This is a genomic window from Rheinheimera sediminis (assembly GCF_004005375.1).
Taxonomy (GTDB): Bacteria; Pseudomonadota; Gammaproteobacteria; order Enterobacterales; family Alteromonadaceae; genus Pararheinheimera.
The window spans coordinates 69,434-91,730 of sequence record NZ_RZUF01000003.1 but is presented as its reverse complement, the minus strand read 5'-3'; the positions used below and the strand labels follow the sequence as shown (position 1 = coordinate 91,730).

17 protein-coding genes are annotated in these 22,297 nt (G+C 47.4%); 9 read left to right on the top strand and 8 right to left on the bottom strand.

All coding sequences use genetic code 11. The features are described from left to right. Nucleotides 1–2 precede the first annotated feature (2 nt). Genes EMM73_RS02570 through EMM73_RS02555 form a run of 4 tightly spaced genes read left to right on the top strand, consistent with a single transcriptional unit; the run spans nucleotide 3 to nucleotide 3,692 of the window. On the top strand, nucleotides 3–797 hold the full coding sequence (locus tag EMM73_RS02570) for a thiazole synthase (RefSeq protein WP_127684896.1): 795 nt from the start codon (nucleotides 3–5) through the stop codon (nucleotides 795–797). Further along, a complete protein-coding gene (gene thiE, locus EMM73_RS02565; RefSeq protein WP_127684895.1) occupies nucleotides 794–2,353 on the top strand; it encodes a thiamine phosphate synthase in 1,560 nt (519 codons plus the stop codon). The genes EMM73_RS02570 and thiE overlap by 4 nt, the downstream gene beginning before the upstream one ends. Then, on the top strand, nucleotides 2,338–3,120 hold the full coding sequence (locus EMM73_RS02560; protein ID WP_127684894.1) for a HesA/MoeB/ThiF family protein: 783 nt from the start codon (nucleotides 2,338–2,340) through the stop codon (nucleotides 3,118–3,120). Before thiE ends, EMM73_RS02560 begins: the two co-directional genes overlap by 16 nt. Before the next feature lie 26 nt (nucleotides 3,121–3,146). Next, nucleotides 3,147–3,692, top strand: a complete 546-nt coding sequence (locus EMM73_RS02555) for a hypothetical protein (RefSeq protein WP_127684893.1) — start codon at nucleotides 3,147–3,149, stop codon at nucleotides 3,690–3,692. A gap of 19 nt (nucleotides 3,693–3,711) precedes the next feature. Here EMM73_RS02555 and EMM73_RS02550 read toward each other — a convergent pair whose 3' ends face one another. The 4 genes from EMM73_RS02550 to EMM73_RS02535 form a co-directional block, all read right to left on the bottom strand. Beyond that, nucleotides 3,712–4,458 carry an SDR family oxidoreductase gene (locus EMM73_RS02550; protein WP_127684892.1) on the bottom strand — a complete coding sequence of 249 codons (747 nt, stop codon included), beginning with the start codon at nucleotides 4,456–4,458 and terminating at the stop codon, nucleotides 3,712–3,714. Next, a complete protein-coding gene (locus EMM73_RS02545) occupies nucleotides 4,455–5,999 on the bottom strand; it encodes a methyl-accepting chemotaxis protein (protein ID WP_127684891.1) in 1,545 nt (514 codons plus the stop codon). Before EMM73_RS02545 ends, EMM73_RS02550 begins: the two co-directional genes overlap by 4 nt. A gap of 552 nt (nucleotides 6,000–6,551) precedes the next feature. Then, entirely contained in the window at nucleotides 6,552–7,601 is a 1,050-nt protein-coding gene (locus tag EMM73_RS02540) for a hypothetical protein (RefSeq protein ID WP_127684890.1), read from the bottom strand. After that, nucleotides 7,601–8,656: a hypothetical protein gene (locus EMM73_RS02535; RefSeq protein ID WP_127684889.1), complete on the bottom strand. Its 1,056-nt coding sequence runs from the start codon at nucleotides 8,654–8,656 to the stop codon at nucleotides 7,601–7,603. Before EMM73_RS02535 ends, EMM73_RS02540 begins: the two co-directional genes overlap by 1 nt. A gap of 467 nt (nucleotides 8,657–9,123) precedes the next feature. Here EMM73_RS02535 and EMM73_RS02530 point away from each other — a divergent pair, with 467 nt between their 5' ends. Beyond that, entirely contained in the window at nucleotides 9,124–11,067 is a 1,944-nt protein-coding gene (locus tag EMM73_RS02530) for a putative bifunctional diguanylate cyclase/phosphodiesterase (protein ID WP_222422578.1), read from the top strand. On the opposite strand, the gene EMM73_RS02525 is transcribed toward EMM73_RS02530, so the two are convergent. The 3 genes from EMM73_RS02525 to EMM73_RS02515 all read right to left on the bottom strand — a co-directional run bounded on the left by EMM73_RS02525 (nucleotide 11,033) and on the right by EMM73_RS02515 (nucleotide 15,933). Continuing rightward, nucleotides 11,033–12,226, bottom strand: coding sequence for a serine hydrolase domain-containing protein (locus EMM73_RS02525; RefSeq protein WP_127684888.1), 1,194 nt, complete (start codon nucleotides 12,224–12,226; stop codon nucleotides 11,033–11,035). The two genes, EMM73_RS02530 and EMM73_RS02525, sit on opposite strands and share 35 nt — an antisense overlap. A gap of 101 nt (nucleotides 12,227–12,327) precedes the next feature. Continuing rightward, on the bottom strand, nucleotides 12,328–15,534 hold the full coding sequence (locus EMM73_RS02520; RefSeq protein ID WP_127684887.1) for a DEAD/DEAH box helicase: 3,207 nt from the start codon (nucleotides 15,532–15,534) through the stop codon (nucleotides 12,328–12,330). Nucleotides 15,535–15,615: 81 nt separating this feature from the next. Beyond that, a complete protein-coding gene (locus tag EMM73_RS02515) occupies nucleotides 15,616–15,933 on the bottom strand; it encodes a hypothetical protein (protein ID WP_127684886.1) in 318 nt (105 codons plus the stop codon). Nucleotides 15,934–16,208: 275 nt separating this feature from the next. On the opposite strand from EMM73_RS02515, the gene EMM73_RS02510 reads away from it, so the two are divergent. The 3 genes from EMM73_RS02510 (at nucleotide 16,209) to EMM73_RS02500 (ending at nucleotide 19,783) form a co-directional block, all read left to right on the top strand. Continuing rightward, nucleotides 16,209–16,556, top strand: coding sequence for a hypothetical protein (locus EMM73_RS02510; protein WP_127684885.1), 348 nt, complete (start codon nucleotides 16,209–16,211; stop codon nucleotides 16,554–16,556). Between the two features lie 173 nt (nucleotides 16,557–16,729). Then, complete coding sequence (locus EMM73_RS02505; protein ID WP_127684884.1) at nucleotides 16,730–18,463, top strand: GGDEF domain-containing protein; 1,734 nt, start codon at nucleotides 16,730–16,732, stop codon at nucleotides 18,461–18,463. Between the two features lie 300 nt (nucleotides 18,464–18,763). Beyond that, entirely contained in the window at nucleotides 18,764–19,783 is a 1,020-nt protein-coding gene (locus EMM73_RS02500) for a Fic family protein (protein WP_127684883.1), read from the top strand. A gap of 18 nt (nucleotides 19,784–19,801) precedes the next feature. Here EMM73_RS02500 and EMM73_RS02495 read toward each other — a convergent pair whose 3' ends face one another. After that, complete coding sequence (locus EMM73_RS02495) at nucleotides 19,802–20,257, bottom strand: cupin domain-containing protein (RefSeq protein WP_127684882.1); 456 nt, start codon at nucleotides 20,255–20,257, stop codon at nucleotides 19,802–19,804. Between the two features lie 293 nt (nucleotides 20,258–20,550). On the opposite strand from EMM73_RS02495, the gene EMM73_RS02490 reads away from it, so the two are divergent. After that, complete coding sequence (locus EMM73_RS02490) at nucleotides 20,551–22,173, top strand: carboxylesterase/lipase family protein (protein ID WP_127684881.1); 1,623 nt, start codon at nucleotides 20,551–20,553, stop codon at nucleotides 22,171–22,173. Nucleotides 22,174–22,297 lie beyond the last annotated feature (124 nt).

The following is a 22,297-nucleotide window of genomic DNA, read 5'->3' as shown; positions in this document are numbered from 1 at the left end:
ATATGAACTCAGGCTTCAACATATATGGCCAAACCCTGAACAGCAGGCTGATTTTAGGTAGCGCCTTGTATCCAAACCCGGCGCTGATGCAACAAGCCTTGCAGCAAAGCGGCTGCGAAGCCGTGACTTTAAGCTTGCGTCGGCAAGCGCCTGAACAACAAGGTGGCGAGCAGTTCTGGCAGCTGATCCGCGATTTAAAACTCAGGCTGCTACCCAATACCGCAGGTTGCCATTCAATACAACAAGCTGTGACCTTAGCGCAGATGTCGCGGGAAATTTTCCAGACCAATTGGATAAAACTGGAGCTGATAGGCGATGACTACAACCTGCAGCCCGACCCGATTTTATTACTACAAGCAGCCGAACAACTGCTGGCGGATGGCTTTGACGTATTGCCTTATTGCACCGACGATTTGGTACTTTGCAAAAGGCTGTACGAACTCGGCTGCAAAGTGCTGATGCCCTGGGCGGCACCTATAGGTTCAGGTTTAGGTGTGTTAAACCCTTATGCGCTGCGGACTTTACGGGAACGTTTACCAGACGCCACTTTAATAGTAGATGCAGGTTTAGGTTTGCCCAGTCACGCTTGTCAGGTGATGGAAATGGGATTTGATGGTGTATTACTGAATTCTGCCGTGGCTTTAGCCAAAGATCCTGTAGTGATGGCTTTGGCTTTTTCGCAGGCAGTACAAGCTGGCCGCTCGGCATTTTTAGCGGGCGCTATGCCAAAACAGGACTTTGCCAGCCCTTCGACACCAGTGCTTGGCATGCCGTTTTGGTTACAGGAGGCGCCATGATTCAAACAACTCATGCAGCAAATCAAGCAACAATCCTCTGGAGCATCGCAGGTTCAGACAATAGCGCAGGCGCTGGTATTCAGGCCGACTTAAAAGTCATTCAGAGTTTTTCTGCCCCAGAACAGCCTCTGCACTTATGTACTTTAGTGACAGCTATTACAGCCCAGCATAGTTCTGGGGTCGATGCCTGCATGGCGGTCTCTGTCGATCTGCTGCAACAACAAGCTATAGCTTTACTCAAAGATGCGCAGCCTGCTGTGATAAAAATTGGGTTACTGGTGAACAAAGCTCAGGTGCTTTGGCTGACTGATTTTTTACAACAGCTCAGACAAAGCCTGCCTGACTTATTGGTGATTTATGACCCTGTAGCTATCAGCAGTTCAGGCTCAACTATGGCTGAACCCGAATTATATCAGACGGTTATCCAGTATTTATTGCCACAACTTGATCTGCTTACACCTAACCTGCCAGAGCTTCAAGCTTTAACCCACAGCTCAGACCCTGAGCAGGCGGTACAACGGCTATTCACTACTGGCGTCAGAGCTGTACTGGTGAAAGGCGGCCATGCAGATACCAGTGCTTGCACAGACCAGCTTTTTATCAGCGCTAAGTTTCGCTACCGCGGTTATCCGGCTTATACCCATCAAGTCAGCCTTCGCAGCCCACGCCAACAGCATAGTTTTAACCACGGCACAGGCTGTAGTTTCAGTAGTGCTTTGGCGGCAACTTTGGCGTTAGGTTATGCGCTGGAAGATGCCTTTGTAGTGGCAAAAACTTATATCAATCAAGGGTTAAGTCTACCAGTTGCGGTCAACCCTTGGTCAGGCACTGTCGGACACTGCGGCTTTCCCACTGATCCGCAGTATTTACCAGAGCTGCTAACGGATGATCTGCAGCCGCCAGACCAGGCCTTTGCGCCACTGAAAGCGCCTTTAGGTTTATATGTGATAGTGCCTTCGGTCACAGAGTTAAAAAGAGCTTTAGACGCCGGAGTAAAAACCCTGCAACTACGGATTAAAAACATAGAACAGGCGCTGTTGAGGCAACAAATCCGGCAGGCAGTCCAGCTTTGTCAGCACCCTGATATTCAGCTTTTTATTAACGATCATTGGCAATTGGCGTTGGAGCTTGGCGCTTATGGTGTGCATTTAGGCCAGGAAGACATTGATCAAGCAGACTTAGCGGCTTTGCGACAAGCCGGAATTCGGTTGGGTGTATCCAATCATGGTTTTTATAAACTGTTAAGAGCACAGCAACTCCAGCCCAGTTATCTGGCGATAGGTGCAGTTTTTACCACTCAAACCAAAGAGATGGGCGGCAAGTTACAGGGGCTGCAGAAGCTTTATCGCTATCCGGCCTTATTCCCAAAGCTCCCGTTGGTGGCTATTGGTGGCATTAATGCAACCAATGCCAAAGCTGTGTTGGCAAGTGGTATCAAGCACTTAGCCGTGGTGCAAGGCTTTGCTCAAGCGTCAGATCCAAAACTTTGGGTGCAACAAATGCAGCAGCTGATCGCCGAGGCCCAACTGGAGCAAAAGCCATGCTCAGTGATTTAGAATTTATCCGTTATAGCCGCCAGTTGATGTTACCCGGCTTTGGCGAAGCCGCTCAGCTAAAACTAAAACAAACGAAGGTGTTGCTGATAGGTTGTGGCGGTTTAGGCAATGCTGCCAGTCAGTATCTGGTGTCATCAGGTTTAGGCCAGTTGACGTTGGTTGATGGCGATAAAGTGGAGTTATCTAACCTGCAACGGCAGATATTATTTCGTGACAGCGACAAAGGCCTTAACAAAGCCAAAGTAGCAGCGCGCCAGCTTAAACAGCTCAACCCGCATGTGCAAATTACAGCAGTCGACCAGCATTTTAGCACCGACAATGCCGACGCCTTGCTGGCAAAGGCGGACTGGGTACTGGATTGCACTGATAATTTCCACAGCCGTAAACTGATTAATCGGCTTTGCCAGCAACAGAAAATCAGCCTGATCAGTGCAGCGGCCATAGCCCAACAAGGCCAGTTGATGCTTTGGCCTTTTGCGCATAACCAAAGCCCCTGCTACAGCTGTTTATTCCCTGAACTCACAGACCAATCCGGTAACTGCAGTAGCTTAGGTGTAATAGCCCCTTTACTTGGAATTATCGGCGCTATGCAAGCTATGTTGCTGATCCAGCAAATTATTCAGCCAGACATTCAGGCAAAATTTTGGCAGTTTGAAGGTAAAGAATTCCGATGGATAGGTTACAACCTGCCTGCTCAGATTTGTTGTTGTCCAGTTGAGAATACAGCGAGAAATATAGATATTGGTCAGGTTATAGTGACAATATAAAGTGATATTTTCCAAGGATGGTTATTATGCGTTTTGTTGTAATTTTATCTGCGTTGCTGGCGTTATCAGGCTGTGCCTCAATCCCTTTTAGCACTATGGCTACAGTCAGCCAGTTTGATGAAAACACCCTGACCACACTGGACCCAAATCAGATGCTGGTAAAAGTCAGTGTGGGTGATGATTTTAGTCTGGAGCCGGATTCAACTAAACTGCAGTTGACTGTTCAATTAGACAAGGTCAACAAAAGTACTGAAGCTGTTTTTGGTTTAGTACAACTGAGTAAAGTCTCACAGAAACGCGCCACAGGTCTGTTTAGTGCGGATATGGAGGTCACAACTTATCAATTTAAACTCGACCAGGCCGGAGTGAACACCTTAAAACAACTGCAAACTCAGATTAAAACTGCTGGCAATAAAGGCAGCATAAGTTTTAGTGTGGAAACAAACTTCGATGTGAAAGATGCTACACAGATCAAAGATGAAGTGCTGCTTTGGATTGATATCCGGTTATCTGAACAGCAAGGTTATATTCCGTTGTTCGATGCAGCGAAATTGGAAGTAAAAAAGGTTTAAGCAGCTGCAGCCTATCCATTTACCGCCCACCCGCTAAATCGATAAAAGTACCGGTAGCATAAGAAGCCTGCTCGGATAATAGCCATAAAATGGCCTGAGCAACTTCTTCCGGCTGACCACCTCGTTTCATTGGAATGGCATCTTTAATGCGGTCAACGCGACCAGGCTCACCGCCGCTGGCGTGAATATCCGTATAGATAAAACCCGGCCGTACGGCATTGACACGGATACCCTGCTCAGCCACTTCTTTGGATAAACCAATAGTGAAGCTATCCAATGCACCTTTTGACGCGGCGTAATCAATATATTCACCCGCCGAACCTAAACGGGATGCTACAGAAGAGACATTAACAATGACCCCACCTTTGCCACCTAGTTTTGTCGACATACGCTTCACAGCTTCACGCGCGCATAACATAGGGCCAACAACATTAGTTACAAAAACCCGCTGCAAACGGGCTTGATCCATCTGAAGCAGGCTACTTTGTTTCTCCAAAATGCCTGCATTATTCACCAGCGCAGTTAAGGGCCCTAATTCCTGATCAACACGCTGAAACAACGCCACTATTTCTGCTTCAACAGCAAGGTCGGCCTGCATAGCCACAGCATAGCCGCCTGCAGAGCGAATAGCAGCAACTACTGCATCTGCGGCCTGTTGATTGGTTAGATAGTTAACGCAGACTTGATAACCCTGAGCTGCAGCCAGTGTTGCAGTAGCAGCACCTATGCCACGGCTGCCTCCGGTAATAATCAGAACCTTATTCAAACCCGCTTAAAGCCTATTCTAAAGCCACCCCAATGTCGGCCTTTCACCATAATAGGCACCGACAAATCATGCAGAATTTCGCCTGTATCACGTTTATAAGTTTGCAGCAGCATAGGCTGGGTATTACTGCCACAGCGGCTGCCGGTGCGGTCGCCGAAGACGCGTTTAGTGCGGTTTTGTAGTAAATCTTTCTCGTAGTTCCCCGTTAAGGCCTGGCTGTATTTTTTATTATGAGTTGGGAAATAACCTTTACGATCCACGCCACCCGCGTACAACACATTGCTATGCCGCTCTAAAATAGGCTCCTGGATCATCGGGAAAAACTGGTCGGTAAAACTGTCGTAAGCAGTATGGAATTTTTGTGGATTGGTATTGGCTATAGGCTGATACTGCTCGGCAAACAACTGTTGTTCGGTTAGTTTACCGTCACTCAACGCTTTTTCAAATAAAGCGCTTATAGCTGCAGCAGCTTGCTGCGCTTCTTTTAACACTGGGTTAAAGAAACTCTGGTTGGTGACAGCACTAAGTTCACGGTAAATACTTTCAGTTTCTACTGACAACTCTATGGCCTGTTCAGCTACTGAGCTCCCTTTGTATTCTATCGCTGACAAGGCTTTGTTAATACTCTGAATAGACTGCCCCACTTGCTGACTGGTATTCTCCAGCCCAGTGCTGGCCTGCTCTATTTGCTCCAGCGCCGCAGATACCTGCCCAACTTCTGTGTTAATACCATTAAAGCCAGAAGCTACAGATTGCAATTCCTGCTGCACCTCAGCACTAAGTTGCACCAGTTGCGTCATCACGTCAGCGGTTTGCTCACTTTGGCTGCGAATATCAGCCAGCATTTTAGCAATATCTTTGGTGGCTTCTGAGGTTTTCCCCGCCAAGGCCCGCACTTCATCAGCCACTACCGCAAAACCACGACCTTGTTCACCTGCCCGTGCTGCTTCAATAGCAGCATTCAGTGCCAGTAAGTTGGTTTGATTGGCGACACTGGTGATCACCTCGGTAATACGCTGAATATCGTCTGCGCTGCCTTTGAGTTGCTCCAGTTGAGTGGCCGCAGCACTTACGGCATTTGCCAGCTGGTTGATATTACCTACACTTTTTTGCAGACGTTGATCGGCCGTACTACAAGCATTCGCGGTCTGGGTAATACTTTGACTGATTTGCTGCAAATTGTCGGTCAACTGACCACTGGTATCGGCCAGGCCTGCAGCTGCACTACCTATCTGACCACAGTCGTCACCGCTGTGTTTGATATCTTTAATTAAACCATCGATATAAAAGGAAACTTCGGCAGCACCTATCGCCATTTTAGAGGTCGCTTCGGTAATAGAGTGAGCGCTTTGCGCCAGCGCATTGGGCTGATGTTGCTGCTGCACTTCTGGTTGTTTCCGGCCAGCCCACAACAGAAAACCTGCGACAACAAACAAATTTACTGCTACTAACAGCCAGGTATTGAAGCCAAGCCACAGATACACTACTTGTGATAGTAACCACAACACCAGAAAAACCACTACAACACGAACATTTTCCATAACGACTTCCCATCAATAGAGGCCAGAAGACAACATGGCAAAAGAAAACTACAACAGAGTCTAGATACTCTGAAATACTAAGTTCACGGCAGTGTTTCTGTTCTGTAAGCAACTGTCAAACCATCCACAGAGGTTTGCGACTAAAGTCTAAGTCACCGGATACAAAGCCTCAGATCTCAGTGCTGTATCGGGAAACCGCTGTCACTCCAAGCCTGCACACCACCCTAGTGAGTATAGGTGATGAAATCCGGTGCGCAGCAGTGATTCTGCAACCAGTGTAGACCAGGCAGCGGAGCAACAAAATAGAGACAAAGGCTGGTTCGGCAATAGGGTAAAAGCTGGGACGGCATCCTTGCGCTGCAGCAACAGCAGCCCCAGCAGGAGCTAACTTTAGTTTTAACTACGGCAGCCAGAGCCTTTACCACTAAATATATGGAAAAATAGTAAAACAGCAATTCACCTGCAGACTATGCTTTTTCAGGCGAGAGTTTTGTTGTATCTGCGCAGCTTCGAATTTTCCCCGGCTTTTGACCACAACACGAAATCAGAAGCTCAGCCTCCATCCGCTAACCGCTGCAAAAACAGCAGTCTTTGCTTTTCTTCGTCACTTAACACAAAAGGCTCGTCACTGAGTTGGCCAAAGTTAATGGCGTCCACCATAAAACCAGGTTCTTTGCTATCGCCGTAGCGGCTGACTTCTCCTGGCCTGGCGGAACGTAATTCCAGCACAAAAGTGCCGAGCCAATAAGGCCCACCTTGTTGCTGTAATACTTGTTTAAATGCTTTTAAATCCAAAGTGGCAGCACCTTCGGTCAGTTTCCCCTCTGCCGTCAGCACAGCCAAAGGCTGTTTGCTTTCGGTAAATAAATTGGCTCTTAAGCGATACATACCGGTTTTTTTTACATCCAGCTGCACGGGTATTACTAAATCAGCACCACGGGTACTGCTGCTGCCAATACCCGTGATAGTTGCGACTGGATAGCTGTAATCCAGCCCTGTTTGCAATTGTTGGGTTTTACCTTCAGCTTCAAACAGCACCACCAACTCCATAGCTCCATCCCAGTTTTCACTGGCATCAAACTGATGCGGCCATTCAGTGGAGTCCGGTGTGGCAGTTAAGTCAGCTTGCGCCAACACTTTGCCGCTTTGTTGTTCACGTAATTCAGCTCTGGCATATTGTGGTGATACCCCTTCCATTACCAGAGTAAAAACCACAGTTTCAGGGTAGCTAAAGCGGTACTTGGGCAACACCAGACTGGCGCTGGCGCCACCTTCCAGCGGCAAAGCCACAGTGTCAAAATGATTGGGGTTGAGTAGCTGATAATCGGCAGCCGACAAAGGCCTGGAGTAAGGCGGATAACTAAGTTCAGCCGCATATACCTGCGACAATAGACTAAAACTTTGCTGCAACTCTTCCTGTTGATACTGATCCATCTGCACTGGCTCAGTTACTTCAGCCAAGCTGTCTTTTTGGGGATCAGCAACAACTGGCGCTTGTGCTTTACCAGCCGAAACAACAGCAGTTTCAGTTTTGGGCCACAACCAAAAAACTGCCAGTGTTATCAGCACCAGCAGCAGACTTAACAAAACTTTCTTCTGCATTAATCAGCAGCCTGACTGACTAAAGACGACATACTGTGACGATCCGAACCTGTCACTAACAAATAGTTAGTAGCAAACACCCACCAGCCGCGTTTTTGCTGATAGGTCTGGAACTGCAAAGCTTCGGCGTTCAGGTAATTAGCTCTGGCATTGGCAGCTGTTACTTCGCCATCGCGGCTATTTTCAATCAAACCGCTGTGGCTGTAGTCATTGCCCATCAGCATGGGGTAGTGGTAGGGCATAAAGCCTTTCACACCGCGGCTTTGGCTGGCTAGTTTGCCATCAAAAGCCACATTGGCACTACAGCTATCAAAAGAGCCAACAACAGAAGCACCACAACTGGAATGACTGGCAACCACGCCATCATCAGTGCCAGGTAAAAATGGCCCTGTGGCATTTAGAAAATCAGAACCTGCGCCAGCAAAACGTAAACGTGGTACACGACTGGTTGGGAAGCTGGCAAGTTGCCGCGCCGTATTTACCCGCAGATCGTTCAGCACACCGATATTGGAAGGCGACGGCATCTGGCCTAACCATAAAGATAAAGCAGCCCGCAAAGCTGCGTCTGTCCAGCTGCTGCCTCCGGCCACATTCACCGCTAAATCTGCCAGCTCAACACCACCACCGGCGCCGGCAAAGTCAAAACTGGCGATAATGCTCAAAGGTTGTAAGCCAGCGTTTTGTAGCCATAAGGCCTGATTGTCGATGATATAACGGGTGACTAAATCTCCTGTGGAGTGGCTGACAAAAATACAGCCGTTAGCGCAGGTGCCGGCACGGGATAACTGCTGTAGTTTTGGCCAGATATAGTCTGTGGCAATTTTTCCGGTAATACGTTCTTGTGATGGCCAATCGATGCGAGCATCAGCACGACTTAACCAAAAGCCAGCCCAGTAATCAGCGCCATTGCTGGTAACATCGCTAGCTGTTGGCCTGTCGGCTAAATTAGCAGGTTGAAAACCATGCACCAAGACGACAGGATGACCATTTAACGCTGCAGAGAGAGGTAAGCTCAGCAGTGCCAATGTGGCTGCCGCTATTTTTAGTAGTTTCATTCGTTTGTCCTTGCCTGTAAATTTATTGTTTTATTTGCATCATTTCCGTGATACCAAGTTACAAATCCCAGTACAAGATAGAACAGCCAAATAACAATGCAATGGCACTTTATAGCGAAAATAAGCCCTGCTACACTGCAATAATGCTTTTTTGTTTGAATCAGCTGTAACACTTTAGTTAACAATTCAGCAAAGCTATACCCTGTAATTCCGATAGCGGTAGCCACTAAAAGCAGTCATCACTCTAAGTGTTTAAAGTGATTACTCAAATTATTTTTTAGCAGAGCCAGAAAATAGTCTTTGGACAGCAAAACTTATCACTTTTGCCACCTTGACCTGAAAAATTACTGCCATACTGAATATAACTTCCAACTCAGTATCTTGATGCGAGAAGTCTCTTAACCGCCTGTTAGCCGTCCGTCGGATAGCTGATACTCAAACACCCAATGAAGAAAACAGGATGCTTTATGGGGAATGAAGATGAACTGCAAAAACTGCATCAACACGATAAAATAAATTTATTATATTCAAATAGTTATGCTGGAGTTTTCATTTCAATACTCGCCTCTGGTACTTTGGCTTTTGGTTTTTTACAACCAAACAATAGCGAAGAAAAAATACAGTGGTGGCTAGTGATGAACCTGCTTCTCCTGTTCAGGCTGGCAGACTCTATAATCTGGGCGCGCAAAGTCCGGCAGGGATACCAAGGCCAGCGCAAAGATTTACGCAGATTCTCAGCGGGCGCTCTCACTACAGCTTTGCTTTGGTGTTTCTATTGCCTGTATTTTTATCGCTATTTTGAACAAAGTGAACTGACCACCAGCATCATCATTGTTTCAGCTATGGCAGGAGGCGCTGTAAATATTTTATCGGGTGACAAATTTACCTCTGTCATTTACTCCATGCTCTTACTCCTCCCCTTTTCTATCTTGCTGTTGTTATCGCCTGAGTACTTTCAGACCTTATTGGGTGGACTGGGATTATTTTTTTCAATGGTGATGATAGTGTCTGCGATCAAATCGGCAGACTTCACCCTTAAATCTATTGAGCTACGCCATCAAAACAAGCTATTGCTGGAGAATATGGAAGATCAGGTCATAGCCAGAACCAAACAAATCTATGATTTATCCAATTTGGATGTGTTAACCCGATTATTTAACAGAACAGCTTTTTTGTCTCATGTGCGGGAAATAAAACAAAATTCTATTAAATTAAACAAAGGCTTATCTATTTTGTTTGTAGATTTGGACGGTTTTAAAAGAGTCAATGACAGTATAGGCCATAGTGTCGGCGATGAGGTATTGCTGCTGACAGCGCAACGAATTAAAGCCTGCTGTACTGAAGCGATGATTTTATGCCGCTGGGGCGGCGACGAATTTCTGATCTGTGTTCCAAGCAATGATACTGAGCTGTTAGTGCTGTTATCAGGGCAGTTGGTGGAAGGCATTTCCAACACTATGGATATACGGGGGCACAGGATCCGTATCAGCGCGACCATAGGCATAGCACTTTTCCCTGACCACAGTAGGGATGAACAAGAGTTAATTCAGTTAGCCGATATGGCTATGTACAACCAGAAATCCAGTATCAGCCAACGTTGGGCCTTTTTTGATGATCATCTGGCCAGCAGAATGAAAAGGGAAATCTTCCTGCGCAACAGGTTAGATACCGCCATAGAGAATGCCGAGTTCCGCCTGGTATTTCACCCTATAGTGCGTGCATCTGATACTGCCGTTGTCGCTTTTGAAGCCTTACTACGCTGGCAGCTGGATGGCGAAAACATAGCACCAGACGAGTTTATCTGCCTGGCAGAGCAAACAGGGAAAATACGACAAATTGGCTATTGGGTTTTGCACAATGCCTGTATGGAAATCAAAACCTTAACTGAACTTTATGGCGAGATCTCTGTGTGCGTTAATGTATCAGTAGTGCAATTTCAAGATCTGAGTTTTGCCGTGACTGTCGAAGATATGATCCAGCATTACGGTATTGAGGCTCGTTTTCTGCACATCGAAATCACTGAATCTGTGTTTTCTGGTGACAAAGACAATCTGTTCTTTATCATCAAACACCTGCAAAGCCTTGGTATTAAGGTATCTATTGATGACTTCGGTACAGGTTATTCATCCTTGTCAGCCATGCAGGATTTAAATGTCAATATTGTAAAAATAGATAAGTCTTTTATCGACAAGCTCGACCTGAACGGCATGTCGATCGTATCAGCTGTGATGAGTATTTCCGCCAACATGGGTTATAAGGTGGTAGCTGAAGGGGTTGAGACTGCTGAACAGGCTGAAAAACTGACAAAAGCAGGGGTACACTTTTTACAGGGCTATTTGTACGAGCGACCACTGGAACTGCATCAAGTGAACAGCTTTATCCAGAAAAACCGCGAGCAATTGGTACATTAATAGCAGCAGCCACTATATTGGCCAATCTGGCACGAAGCTCTGTGATAGAGCTGTTTCGATTGGGATGAACTCTGTTCGATAGCAGAATGATATAAGTGCGGCTGGCTGGGTCTATCCAGATACTGGTGCCGGTAAAGCCTGTATGACCGAAAGAGCCTGGCGGCATTAAATCCCCTTTAGGCGCCGAATAAGGCGTATCCATGTCCCAACCCAAAGCCCGGCTTTGGCGACCAATAACAAAGGGAGTCAACAATCTCTGTATTGCCAGAGGAGATAATACTCTTTGGCCTTTTAACTCTCCTCCGTTCAGCAACATTTGGACAAATAAGGCCAAATCCTCTGCTGTACCAAAAATACCGGCATGCCCTGCTACTCCACCTAAACGCTGAGCTGTTGGGTCATGTACTACCGCATGTAAATAAGGCTGAGCGTAATTCGGCAATAGTTTTTGATAATCCGCATCCCCTTTCAGGTTTTCAGTGGGGGCTATACGTTGCAGATAAGCAGTATTCTGCAGCGCAGTACCCAAAGGCAAATAGCGACTGTCTTTCATCTGCAAGGGCTGAAAAATGCGCTGCTCGGCTACTAAATCCAAAGGCTGTTTTGTGATTCGCTCCACCACCAAACCCAATAAAATAAAGCCTATATCCGAATAGACAAACTCTTGATCGGGTTGGGTTTTTAACTTCAACTTTGCCAGCGCAGCATCTAAGCCTGCTTTACCCTGCCAGAATTCACGCCGATCGAAACCATCGGCTAAACCTGAACTATGGGTCAGTAATTGCAACATAGTGACTTTCTTCACTTCAGCATCGGTCAGCTGCGGTAGGTACTTACCGATAGGGTCTGTTAAACGTAACTCGCCCCGTTCCACCAACTGCATAATTAAAGTTGCTGTGACTACAGGCTTAGTTAAGGAGGCTAAATCAAACACAGTATCTGTTGCGATCACAGGCGCTGCAGGCGAATAAGTTTTGAAACCAAAAGCCTTGCGGTATAACATCTGATCGCCACGCCCTACTAACACCACAGCACCGGGGAATTGCTTATCAGCGATCGCCTTTTCGATTAAAGGCGCTATAGGGTCATAAGGTTCAGCAGCCAGCACAACTGAACTGACAGAACACAGCAGGGAAAATACTATACATTTGATTTTCATAATTTTTTTCACGTTATGTTTAGCCCAAATGTAGGGGCGGGGGCTTGTCCCCGCCCGACCAGAAGCCGGGTCGGTGTCGAACGGGATTGCCCCTGTGGAGTTCAATCCTCGCTAAACAGCGCCAACAGATCCTGTGCCTCCCCCTGCCAAATATGGCTTTGACCCAAACTGAAAATCTGGTCAGCCAAACCTTGTTTAAACTGCTGTAACTGCTGCACTTTCTCTTCCACAGTTTTACTGATAATCAACTTATACACAAATACCTGCTTGTCCTGACCTATACGATAAGCCCTGTCTGTCGCCTGATTTTCCGCGGCCGGATTCCACCAGGGGTCGTAGTGAATCACAGTATCAGCTGCTGTCAGGTTTAAGCCTGTGCCGCCAGCTTTTAAGCTGATTAGAAATACCGAATTATCACCCTGCTGGAATTCGTCTATTTGTTCCTGGCGTTTTTTGGTCTGGCCTGTCAGCTTACTGTAGCTGATATCCATATACTGCAGTTCCTGCTCTATCAGGCTTAGCATGCTGGAGAACTGACTGAAAATCAGCACCTTACGGCCTTCCTCTATCATGTCAGGCAAGGTATCGCGCAGCCACTGCAACTTGGCATTGTTCTGTACCAACTGTGCTTGTTCTATCGGCAATAACCTCGCATCACAACAGGCCTGACGCAGTTTTAACAACGCGTCCAGATACTCCATCTGACTGGCGGCTACGCCTTTGCGCAAAAATAGTTCCCGCACTTTGGTTTCCATAATTAAACGGATGCTTTCATACAAGTTGCGCTGATCAGATTCCATCTCCAGCAGCTGCAGAATTTCGGTTTTATCAGGTAACTCTGTCGCGACCTGCTTTTTGGTACGGCGTAACATAAAAGGTGCAATACGCTGGCGCAGCGCGTGCGCCCGCTCAGCATCGGCTGACTTTTCGATCGGCTTGCGAAATACCTGCTGGAAACGAGCTTCAGTGCCTAATAAACCCGGCAGGACAAAATCAAATAAGGCTTTAAGTTCACCCAAATGGTTTTCCAGCGGTGTGCCTGTGAGCGCCAGTTTAAAGTCAGCTTTGACCAGCCTGGCGCTTTGCGCAGATTGTGAACCGGCATTTTTAATATGCTGAGCTTCGTCCAGCGCCATCAGGCTAAAGTGATGTGTCTGATAATAGGCAAGATCCCGCACCAACAGCGGATAGCTGGTGACTATCAAATCGTAGTTTTCCAGCTGATCAAACAGCGCCTGACGTTTAGGGCCATATAAAGTCAGTACTTTCAGTGAAGGGGCAAAACGTGCTGCTTCCTGTGCCCAGTTACCCAATAAACTGGTAGGACAGACGATTAAAGCCGGGTGCTTCAGCAAACCCAATTCTTGCTGATGCAACAAAAACGCCAGGGTTTGTACTGTTTTACCCAGGCCCATATCGTCGGCCAGAATACCGCCTAAACCGAAACGGCGCAGGAAACACAGCCAGCTTAAGCCCTGCTGCTGATAAGGCCGCAATTGAGCTTTTAAACTGACAGGAGCTGCAATATCTTCAATGCCGTCAAAATGATGCAATTGAGTGACTAACTGCTGCAACCGACCAGCATTTAAATAACGGATTTCTTCAGCACCAGGGCCTGGTAACAAGGCGGCTTTGTAGTCTGGCAGCTCTATTTCGCTCGGTGCTTTTTTCAGGTTTAACAGTTCAACTATGGTGTCGATCAAAGGCTGAATAAGACTGACAGGCAAAGGTAATTTGCCTTGCGGTAAACTGAGCCATAAAGTTTCATCGGCTGCGGGCAAACCATAACTGCGCAACCACTGCGTGATTAAAGGCAACAACGGAATGTGTTGGCCATCAATTTCCACCTGAATAGCTAAACCAAAACCACCGGTGTTTTTGTCTGTCACTTCCAAATAAGCTTTGGCGTGGATCACCGCCTGATTAAAGGCTTTGTCCTGCTCAATACGCCAGCCTTGTTGTTTTAACTCTGGAATAGCCTGCAATAAAGGCTGCCATAACAGCGGGTTTTCCGGCCCTTCACCGCAATCAAAATAGGCCCCACTCGTAGCAAGACTCGACTGCTCAACCGGAACAGAACGCAAGCCATACTGGGATAGAGTTTCCAAGGCCTTGATTTCGCTATCGCGGTCGCGGCGGATAAAAACCGTCTGGTTATCCAGTTGCAACTGAGTTTGGGATTGCTGCAAATCCAACGGCAGTAAATGTGGGCCATAAGCCATCTGCAGCAAGGCCACAGCTTTGCTGACTTTGTTTTTTTGCGTCAGTAACTTCAGCTGCAACACAGGCAGGGGTTTACTTTCAATTTTCTGCACAGCGCTGTCGTCCGGTACAGGCAAATTCAGTGTGGGGAAAATTTGCTGCAGCCGTTTCATGCTGTCCTGCAAAACTGCAGCCGGCACAGGGGGCATCCGCATTAAAAGTTTTAACTCGCGGCCACTGATGTCACTTTCGAGTAAACCCAGCTGATTATTGACCAGGTCGAGATAACAAGGCGGATCTGTGTAGACCAGTTCCAGTTCCCGCTCTTTAGGCATCAGTTGCAATAACTGCCAGCCCGCTTTGCTTTTCAGCCAGCGTAACTGCAGTGGCAGTGTCTCGCTCCAGCTTAATTCACGGCGTTCTTCGTCCAGCACACAACGGCCAGTTTCCAGCATTTTTAACAGCAGCTGATAACCCCACTGATCCTCCAGCAAGGCTTGACGGCGTAAGTCAAAAGCAAAAAACTGCTGCAATAATCTGTAGTCATCTTCGGCCAGCCATAAAGGCCGGATTTGGCCGGCAAGCTCACTTTGAGCAATGATTTTTCCTTTGCTGAAGCTGCCATTTTTGGCTTGTTTCACCCTTTTCGGCAGAAGCTGTAAACCTAAGCTACTAGGTCGTAGTTCATACAACACAGTATCTTCAGTCTTTGTTGTACTTGCAGGAGGATTGTAGTGCTCGGCTTCACTAAACCATTGATTCAGCTGTCGCACCGGCTGCTGCACAGCTTTTTGCTGCAACTGATCCAACTGATGTTTCAATTTCAGTAAAGCGGCCAGCACATGTTTGCATCTGTTGCCTTCAGAGCAGGTGCAGGAATCGGTCATTTGCACCTGGCCATCACGCTCAGAAATAGAAATCAGCTGTTTAAAAGGACTAAAACCATCACCCCAGACCTGACTGCGGATTTGCGAAAAGTCAGGCTCATAATCCAGTTGCACTACTTTTCCAGCCAAAAAATAGGCCCGCGCCTTATGAAAGGTGGCAGGGTGAAACCAGAGTTGTAACTGCTCTGCAGAGACAGGAAAAACAAAATCAGCCGTCATACGCCAAATTTTTTAAAACCAAATGGCGTTTATGCTACCTCAATTTGCGGAGTAGCCAAAGCAGGCATTTTCACAAGCTGGTTAATCTTCAGCAGATAAGGTGGTTAACACCACATGCTTTTTGATGTCTTTGATTAAAATGCCACATTTAAACAACTGCTTATGAATTTGTTTTTGAAAATACAGATCCAGCTTTTGCTCCAGCGCAGCAGCGAGAGCTGCTTCGGAGTTAAACTGACAGCGCACCAGCAAAGAGCCAGGAAAGTTTTCAAACTCCATACTGAACCAGCAACCAACAAAATCCGCATAAAGTGGCGCAGCGGCCTGTTCAACTACTTCGAGTGACTTCAGCACATTGGCTTGTTGTTTTAGTTGCACCACACTTAGTTTTTTCGCCATGCTTTACTCACACTTCTGGATTTCAGGGGCAGGATTATGCCATGAATTCAGCAGGCACAGCAGCAGTCTTTCGGTGTTGCTGCTATTGGATATGTCTGTTTTTTCTGCCTTGTTTTGCTTACCCATCCTCACGTAAACAGCATGAACAGCGGCTTGGGTCAGTAAAAAAACCAAGACAGCCTGGGTTCATAAAACAGCGGTAAGATAGTTCATAACAGTCACCTGTACTGTGATTTAAAGATTTACTATGCCGGAAACGGCTAATGGAGATAGCGATGAAAACTTACACCTCAGTGTCAGCACTATTGTTCACAGCCCTGCTGACAACCACTATGGCCGCCTGCAGTCAACAGGACACTGAAAAAGCCGAAGATAAAATTCAACAGCTGAAAGTTCAGGTTGAGGAAAAAGCTCAACAGGCCGGTGAGAAACTGACAAAGGCTGCAGAAGAAACTGCCGACAAAGCAGCGCAAGTGACTGAACAAGGTGCTGAGCAACTGGGTGAAGCCTTGGATCAAGGCGCTGAAAAATTGCAAGATGCAGCAGATAAAACAGCAGAAAAGCTGAAAGAGCTTTGTGAAGATGCGAAACAAAAAGCAGATACAGAGGATAAAAACTGCTAATTATCCTGTACAGTCTAGTTGATAGCAGAGCCAACCTTAGGCTTGGCTCTGAAGCATTCAGCATTGAGATAAACAGAAAAAACGCTGTAAATTCATAGCGTATTGGCTTTTTTTGTCTACAATGCATTGTTACAGACTTTGCCAAGCCATCCCTGCGCTCAGGACAGACCTTTATGAAGTTCCGCACTCAGTTCAACCTGCTTGTATTTATTGCGTCTCTCGCAACCATGACGGTAGCAGGACTGTCAGTGCATAACGAATGGCAAATGTATCAGCAAAGTGTCACGGCTGTAAAAGCGCTGCAGAACGTTTCTGTTGCACTGATTGCTGCAGAGATGGCCTCGAAAGAGCGAGGCCCGACCAATGCGCTGATCAGTCAGGCCAGTGAAACCGATGTTGCTATCCGGACAAAAGTTACAGAAGCGCGAATTCAAACAGATGCCATGCTGGCAGCGCTAAGCACTTTGTCCGATGCATTACCTCTGAGTGCGGACCATAACAACTTCAGTTGCTTGGCTACCAGTCATACACAGCTGATGCATGCCAGGCTTGCCGCCGACACAATGGCTGGCACAGCGCCATCCCAGAGAAGCAAAGCCCAAATACAGCAGATCATCGCAGAAATGGCCGCGACAGTAGCTTGCGCCCAACATATTGCCTTGCTCGAAGCCAAAAAAGCACACACAGCGCTGCCTGAGTTGACACACAGAGTGCAAGGCGCACTCTTTGTTTTTGAACTTCGAGAAAAAGCGGGCTTGTTAGGTTCTCTACTCACTCCGGCTTTTGCCTCAGGCCGGCCTATGTCTGAGCAGGATTTAACAGATATTCAGATGATGCTGGGGCGTGTTACACAGATGCAGGACCTGCTGAAAGCCCGGTTAAGTTCATGGCAAGAGCCCGATTCTGACGATGCCTTAACGCTATGGGCCCAGGTGGAGTCGACCTATTTCCTGCAGGCGTTGGCCATAGTGCAGCAAGTAATTACCGCAAGCACCAACTCAAGCCCTTATCCAATGAATGCCAGCGAATTCGCCAGCCGCTACGTGCCTAAAATGCAATCAATGTTAAAGCTGCGCGATGTGCTGCTGCAAAATTCGCAGCGCGCCGCTCAACAGCGTTTGGCGCAGGCTCGATGGGATTTTATGCTTCACGTCGTTTTTGTCATACTGCTGCTGACGACTTTATCTGCGGTAGTGTTTTTATTGCACTACAGATTGCTCAGCCCTTTGCAAAGCTCGGTTAAAGCCCTGCAGGGTGTAGCTGAAGGCAAACTGGATTTGCCCTTACCCCAAGTACACAAAGACGACGAGATGGCCGCAGTTGTGGAGGCCGTGGAGCTGATCAAACAGCATGAGCAAGAGCGCAGCCGGTTGGAAGCTGAACGTGAAGCCCTAATCGAACAACTACAGAACTTATCCAACACAGACTTTCTGACCGGGCTCTTCAACCGTAGAGCATTTTTAAACACCGCAGTGCCAGTACTAAGCCGATCGGCCCGCTATAAAGCACCATTTTCGCTGATAGCGCTGGATATCGACCATTTTAAAACTATTAACGATACCTATGGTCACGACAGCGGCGATCGGGCTTTGATAGCAGTCGCCGCAATTCTGCGTAAAGCAGTACGTGCTCACGACCTGGTCGCCAGAGTTGGTGGCGAAGAGTTTGTGATCTTGCTCGAATCGTGCAACAAACAACATGCGCTGGATTTTGCAGAACGCTTGCGCCAGGAAGTGAAAAAGACCGGGATCGAGCTGTTAGATGGCCAAACTCTGTATCTGACCGCCAGTTTTGGCGTAGCTGAAAGTCAGGACGAACAGGCTGAGCTGAATGATTTACTGCGTCGGGCCGACAGCGCCATGTACAAAGCGAAACAGGCTGGACGAGACAGAGTAGCGGCAGATTAACCATTCCCCTTCTGTCGCTTGTATTGATACAGCACATCTCAATCCCTGACCATTTCCCGTTTTCAGTGATTAAGCACCGCACTAATGGCGCTTATGCTATAGCAACGAAAGCGAAAGTAGCAGAACGGCAACAAGCCTTTCAGAATTCAGCAGCTTCAAGTTACTTAAGTACAAATTACACACTAGTCTCTGCTGTTTGGTCACATCAAGCATTGAGATAACAATAATCAGGACTGTTTTAGATTCAGCCATAATGGGATAAGCTGCCCGGAAGTAACACTCAAGCGATCCCAGTATTTTATGGCCAAAGCCTATACGCCGCCTTTTAGCATTACCCCCGGAATCATTCGGCTGATTGCAGAGATCAATCAGCACTTGGGGCGCTTGTCAATGCAGGACGAAAAGCGCCAGTTAAAGCTACGTCGTATTAATCGCATCCGCACTATTCAGGGTTCACTGGCCATTGAAGGCAATACCCTGAGTGAAGCACAAATTACCGCCATTCTTGAAGGCAAAAGAGTGATAGCTCCCCCCAGGGAAATCTTGGAAGCCCGTAATGCTCTGATGGCTTATGAGCAATTTGAGCGCTGGCAACCAGACAGCGAAAAGCATTTGCTCTGTGCTCATCAGCTATTGATGACAGGCTTGGTGGACGATGCAGGTTTGTATCGGCAAGGCAATGAGGGGGTGATGAATGGCTCACAGGTCGTTCATATGGCGCCACCTGCGAGCAAAGTACCACAGCTGATGGCTGATTTATTGGGCTGGCTCAAGACAACTGAACAACATCCGCTGATTGCAAGTTGTGTATTTCATTACGAATTTGAGTTTATTCATCCATTCAGTGATGGCAATGGCCGTGTGGGACGTTTGTGGCAAACATTAATTCTCAGCCGCTGGTTCCCATTGTTAGCGCAACTGCCAGTGGAAAGTATGATTCATGCCAGTCAAAGCCAGTATTATCAGGCGATCAATCAAAGCACTAAACAAAGCGATTGTGCCGCTTTTATCGAGTTTATGCTGACAGTAATCAATAACACTCTGCAGGAAAACGACAAATATCTGCATCAGGACAATGCACTTTATCAGATCAGTCCCCAAGTCAACCCGCAAGTCAGCCCCCAAGTCGGGCAGTTGTTAGCTCTGCTCGCTCAAGGCCCATTAGGCCGTGATCAACTGCAGCAGTTGTTACAACTTAAAGATCGGAAGTCTTTTAGCGCCCGCTATTTAAAGCCAGCGCTGCAAGCCGGATTGATAGAAATGACCTTAGCGGATAAACCCAATAGCAGATTACAACAGTACAGGCTAAAGCAACTTTAGCCTGCTCACATTACAGCTTTAAGGTTTGGCCTTTACCGCAGGATCAACAGGAACTGGCAGACCTTTGCTATGCCATTTCATCACAACAAACTTCAACGGCTTTTTGCCTGTATTGCGGATACCATGCGAATCCCATGGCGCTGCATATAAAATATCACCGGCTTTCGCAGCAATATCTTTGTCTTTCAGCGACCAGACGCCCTCGCCTTCAATCACCATCAGATACTCTTCTTCAGCATGAATATGAGGCGGATGAATTTCATTACCTGGCTCAATCACAGCCACACCTGTCAGTGCATCCTGGGTACCAAAAGTAGGCTTGGTAAAGTAGCTGTAAAACACATAACCATCGCCTTTTTCGGCTTTGGCTTCGGCCTGTGTCATAATTTGTGATGGCTGCACTGGCTCTGCCGCTGCCGTGCTCAGGCAAGTCAAAGCCAAACCCGCAGCTAACCCTAACTTTAATTTAAACATCCTTACTTCCTGCTGCTGAATTAACTTGCCTTTACACTGCCCTGAAAAGCAAAGCAGGTCAAACAGCTATTGGTCTGATCTGTAGGCTGTAGCCCTGTAGAACCGGCCCTGAATAGCCTGTACTGGACTGATAAAAATAGCCTTTGCTATTTATCCTTGTTAAGTTACCCATTCAAACTACAAAAGTTGGTAACAAGCCCTACAGCCACTGACAACGCAACAGAACTACAAAGAGCTAAAAAATGGCCGAAGCTGTGCGTTTGTTTTGACCTTCAATTGACAAGGGGAAACTAATGATTGTTTTAACACCAAAAAGCTTACTGCTGGTGGCTCTGAGCGCAGCTTTACTGCTCAGTGGCTGTAGCGATAACACAACGGCTAAACCTAGCGACAATTCACCAGCAACAAAGCAGCCGCTTGTCACTATCGAAAGCGGCCAATTACAAGGCGTGACAGCGCAGAATATTGAGATTTATAAAGGCATTCCTTATGCAGCAGCACCTGTTGGGGCAAACCGCTGGCGTGAGCCGCAAGCTGTAGCGGCCTGGTCTGGTGTGCGAGAGGCCACTAGCTTTGGTCACGACTGTATGCAAAAACCCTTTGCCAGTGATGCAGCGCCATTAGGAGAAACTCCGGCTGAAGACTGCCTTTACCTGAACGTCTGGACTCCGGCTGAACAAGCCAAACCAGCCCCAGTCTTGATCTGGATCCATGGTGGTGGTTACGTCAATGGCGGCGCTTCGCCTGCCGTATACGACGGTGCTGAATTTGCCAAAGCTGGGGTAGTGTTTGTTAGTTTTAACTACCGCTTAGGACGGTTTGGATTTTTTGCCCACCCAGCCTTAACTGCGGCCAAAGAAGGGCAACTGGGTAATTACGCCTTTATGGATCAGATAGCTGCGGTGAAATGGGTGAAAGACAACATTGCAGCTTTTCATGGAGATCCAGAGCAGATCACTATTATGGGCGAATCTGCTGGCGGTGGCTCAGTCCATACTCTGATGCAAGCTCCGGCCAGTAAAGCGTTGTTTCAACGCGCCATTATTATGTCAGGCGGCGGCCGCTCATTAATGGGAGAGCGCAGTTTAACTGAAGGCACAGAGCAGAATCCTTCAGCAGAACAAATAGGCCTGAACTTCGCTGAAAAACACGGTATAGCTAAAGACGACCCTGAGGCTATCGCCAAAATGCGCGCCTTATCGGCTGAAGCGGTTTTAGACGGGCTAAGCCTGATGGATTTCTTTCAGCCTGCAGAAGGCAAACCCACTTATGTTGGAGGTCCGCTGGCGGATGGCCATACAGTTTTAGGCAGCACACAGCAGATGTTAGAAACAGCCCAGGTTGCCAAAATCCCAGTGATGGTAGGAACCACCAGTCAGGATATAGGTTTTACTATGTCGCCTGATAAAGACAGCCTGTTTGCATCTTTTGGCCCCCATGCTGAGGAAGCGCGCCAGGCTTATGATGCAAAAGCCGAGTTGCCGCTGCAGTTGCTGAACTTTATGGTAGGTCAGGACAGGGGCATGCAGGAACCTGCCCGCTATGTTGCGAAGAAAATGACAGCTCTGGGTCAAGCGGCTTACCTCTATCGTTTTAGTTATGTGGCAGAAGCCATTCGTGACGGTCAAGGCGCTCAACACGCTGCCGAAATTCCATTTTTCTTTAAAACCATAGATAAAAAATACGAGGCTCTGACAGAGCAAGACAAAAAAGCCTCTGCCCTGCCTTTTAGTTATGTAGTCAACTTCGCCAAAACCGGCAATCCGAATGGCGATGGCTTAACAACCTGGCAGGCTTTTGACCCTGAACAGGGCAATATCATGGATTTCACTATGCAAGCCGAGGCAGTGCATGGCGTAGACCCATGGAAAGCTCGTTTGGATCTGGTTGAAAAAGCGACAGACCTTAAAAAATAGCTCCCGCTGAGTTTGATATCTCCAGGCCTGATACTGTGCTGTCAGGCCTGATTTGTTTTACTCAGTACATGCTGGTTTTAGGTTGGGTTTTAAAACTGCTTGATACTGCCCCCTCCTCCACAGC

Bases quoted from the DNA above. Each gene is read 5' to 3' on its own strand.
- EMM73_RS02570 (WP_127684896.1), top strand. From the start codon at position 3: ATGAACTCAGGCTTCAACATATATGGCCAAACCCTGAACAGCAGGCTG.
- thiE (WP_127684895.1), top strand. From the start codon at position 794: ATGATTCAAACAACTCATGCAGCAAATCAAGCAACAATCCTCTGGAGC.
- EMM73_RS02560 (WP_127684894.1), top strand. From the start codon at position 2,338: ATGCTCAGTGATTTAGAATTTATCCGTTATAGCCGCCAGTTGATGTTA.
- EMM73_RS02555 (WP_127684893.1), top strand. From the start codon at position 3,147: ATGCGTTTTGTTGTAATTTTATCTGCGTTGCTGGCGTTATCAGGCTGT.
- EMM73_RS02545 (WP_127684891.1), bottom strand. From the start codon at position 5,999: ATGGAAAATGTTCGTGTTGTAGTGGTTTTTCTGGTGTTGTGGTTACTA.
- EMM73_RS02540 (WP_127684890.1), bottom strand. From the start codon at position 7,601: ATGCAGAAGAAAGTTTTGTTAAGTCTGCTGCTGGTGCTGATAACACTG.
- EMM73_RS02535 (WP_127684889.1), bottom strand. From the start codon at position 8,656: ATGAAACTACTAAAAATAGCGGCAGCCACATTGGCACTGCTGAGCTTA.
- EMM73_RS02530 (WP_222422578.1), top strand. From the start codon at position 9,124: ATGGGGAATGAAGATGAACTGCAAAAACTGCATCAACACGATAAAATA.
- EMM73_RS02525 (WP_127684888.1), bottom strand. From the start codon at position 12,226: ATGAAAATCAAATGTATAGTATTTTCCCTGCTGTGTTCTGTCAGTTCA.
- EMM73_RS02520 (WP_127684887.1), bottom strand. From the start codon at position 15,534: ATGACGGCTGATTTTGTTTTTCCTGTCTCTGCAGAGCAGTTACAACTC.
- EMM73_RS02515 (WP_127684886.1), bottom strand. From the start codon at position 15,933: ATGGCGAAAAAACTAAGTGTGGTGCAACTAAAACAACAAGCCAATGTG.
- EMM73_RS02510 (WP_127684885.1), top strand. From the start codon at position 16,209: ATGAAAACTTACACCTCAGTGTCAGCACTATTGTTCACAGCCCTGCTG.
- EMM73_RS02505 (WP_127684884.1), top strand. From the start codon at position 16,730: ATGAAGTTCCGCACTCAGTTCAACCTGCTTGTATTTATTGCGTCTCTC.
- EMM73_RS02500 (WP_127684883.1), top strand. From the start codon at position 18,764: ATGGCCAAAGCCTATACGCCGCCTTTTAGCATTACCCCCGGAATCATT.
- EMM73_RS02495 (WP_127684882.1), bottom strand. From the start codon at position 20,257: ATGTTTAAATTAAAGTTAGGGTTAGCTGCGGGTTTGGCTTTGACTTGC.
- EMM73_RS02490 (WP_127684881.1), top strand. From the start codon at position 20,551: ATGATTGTTTTAACACCAAAAAGCTTACTGCTGGTGGCTCTGAGCGCA.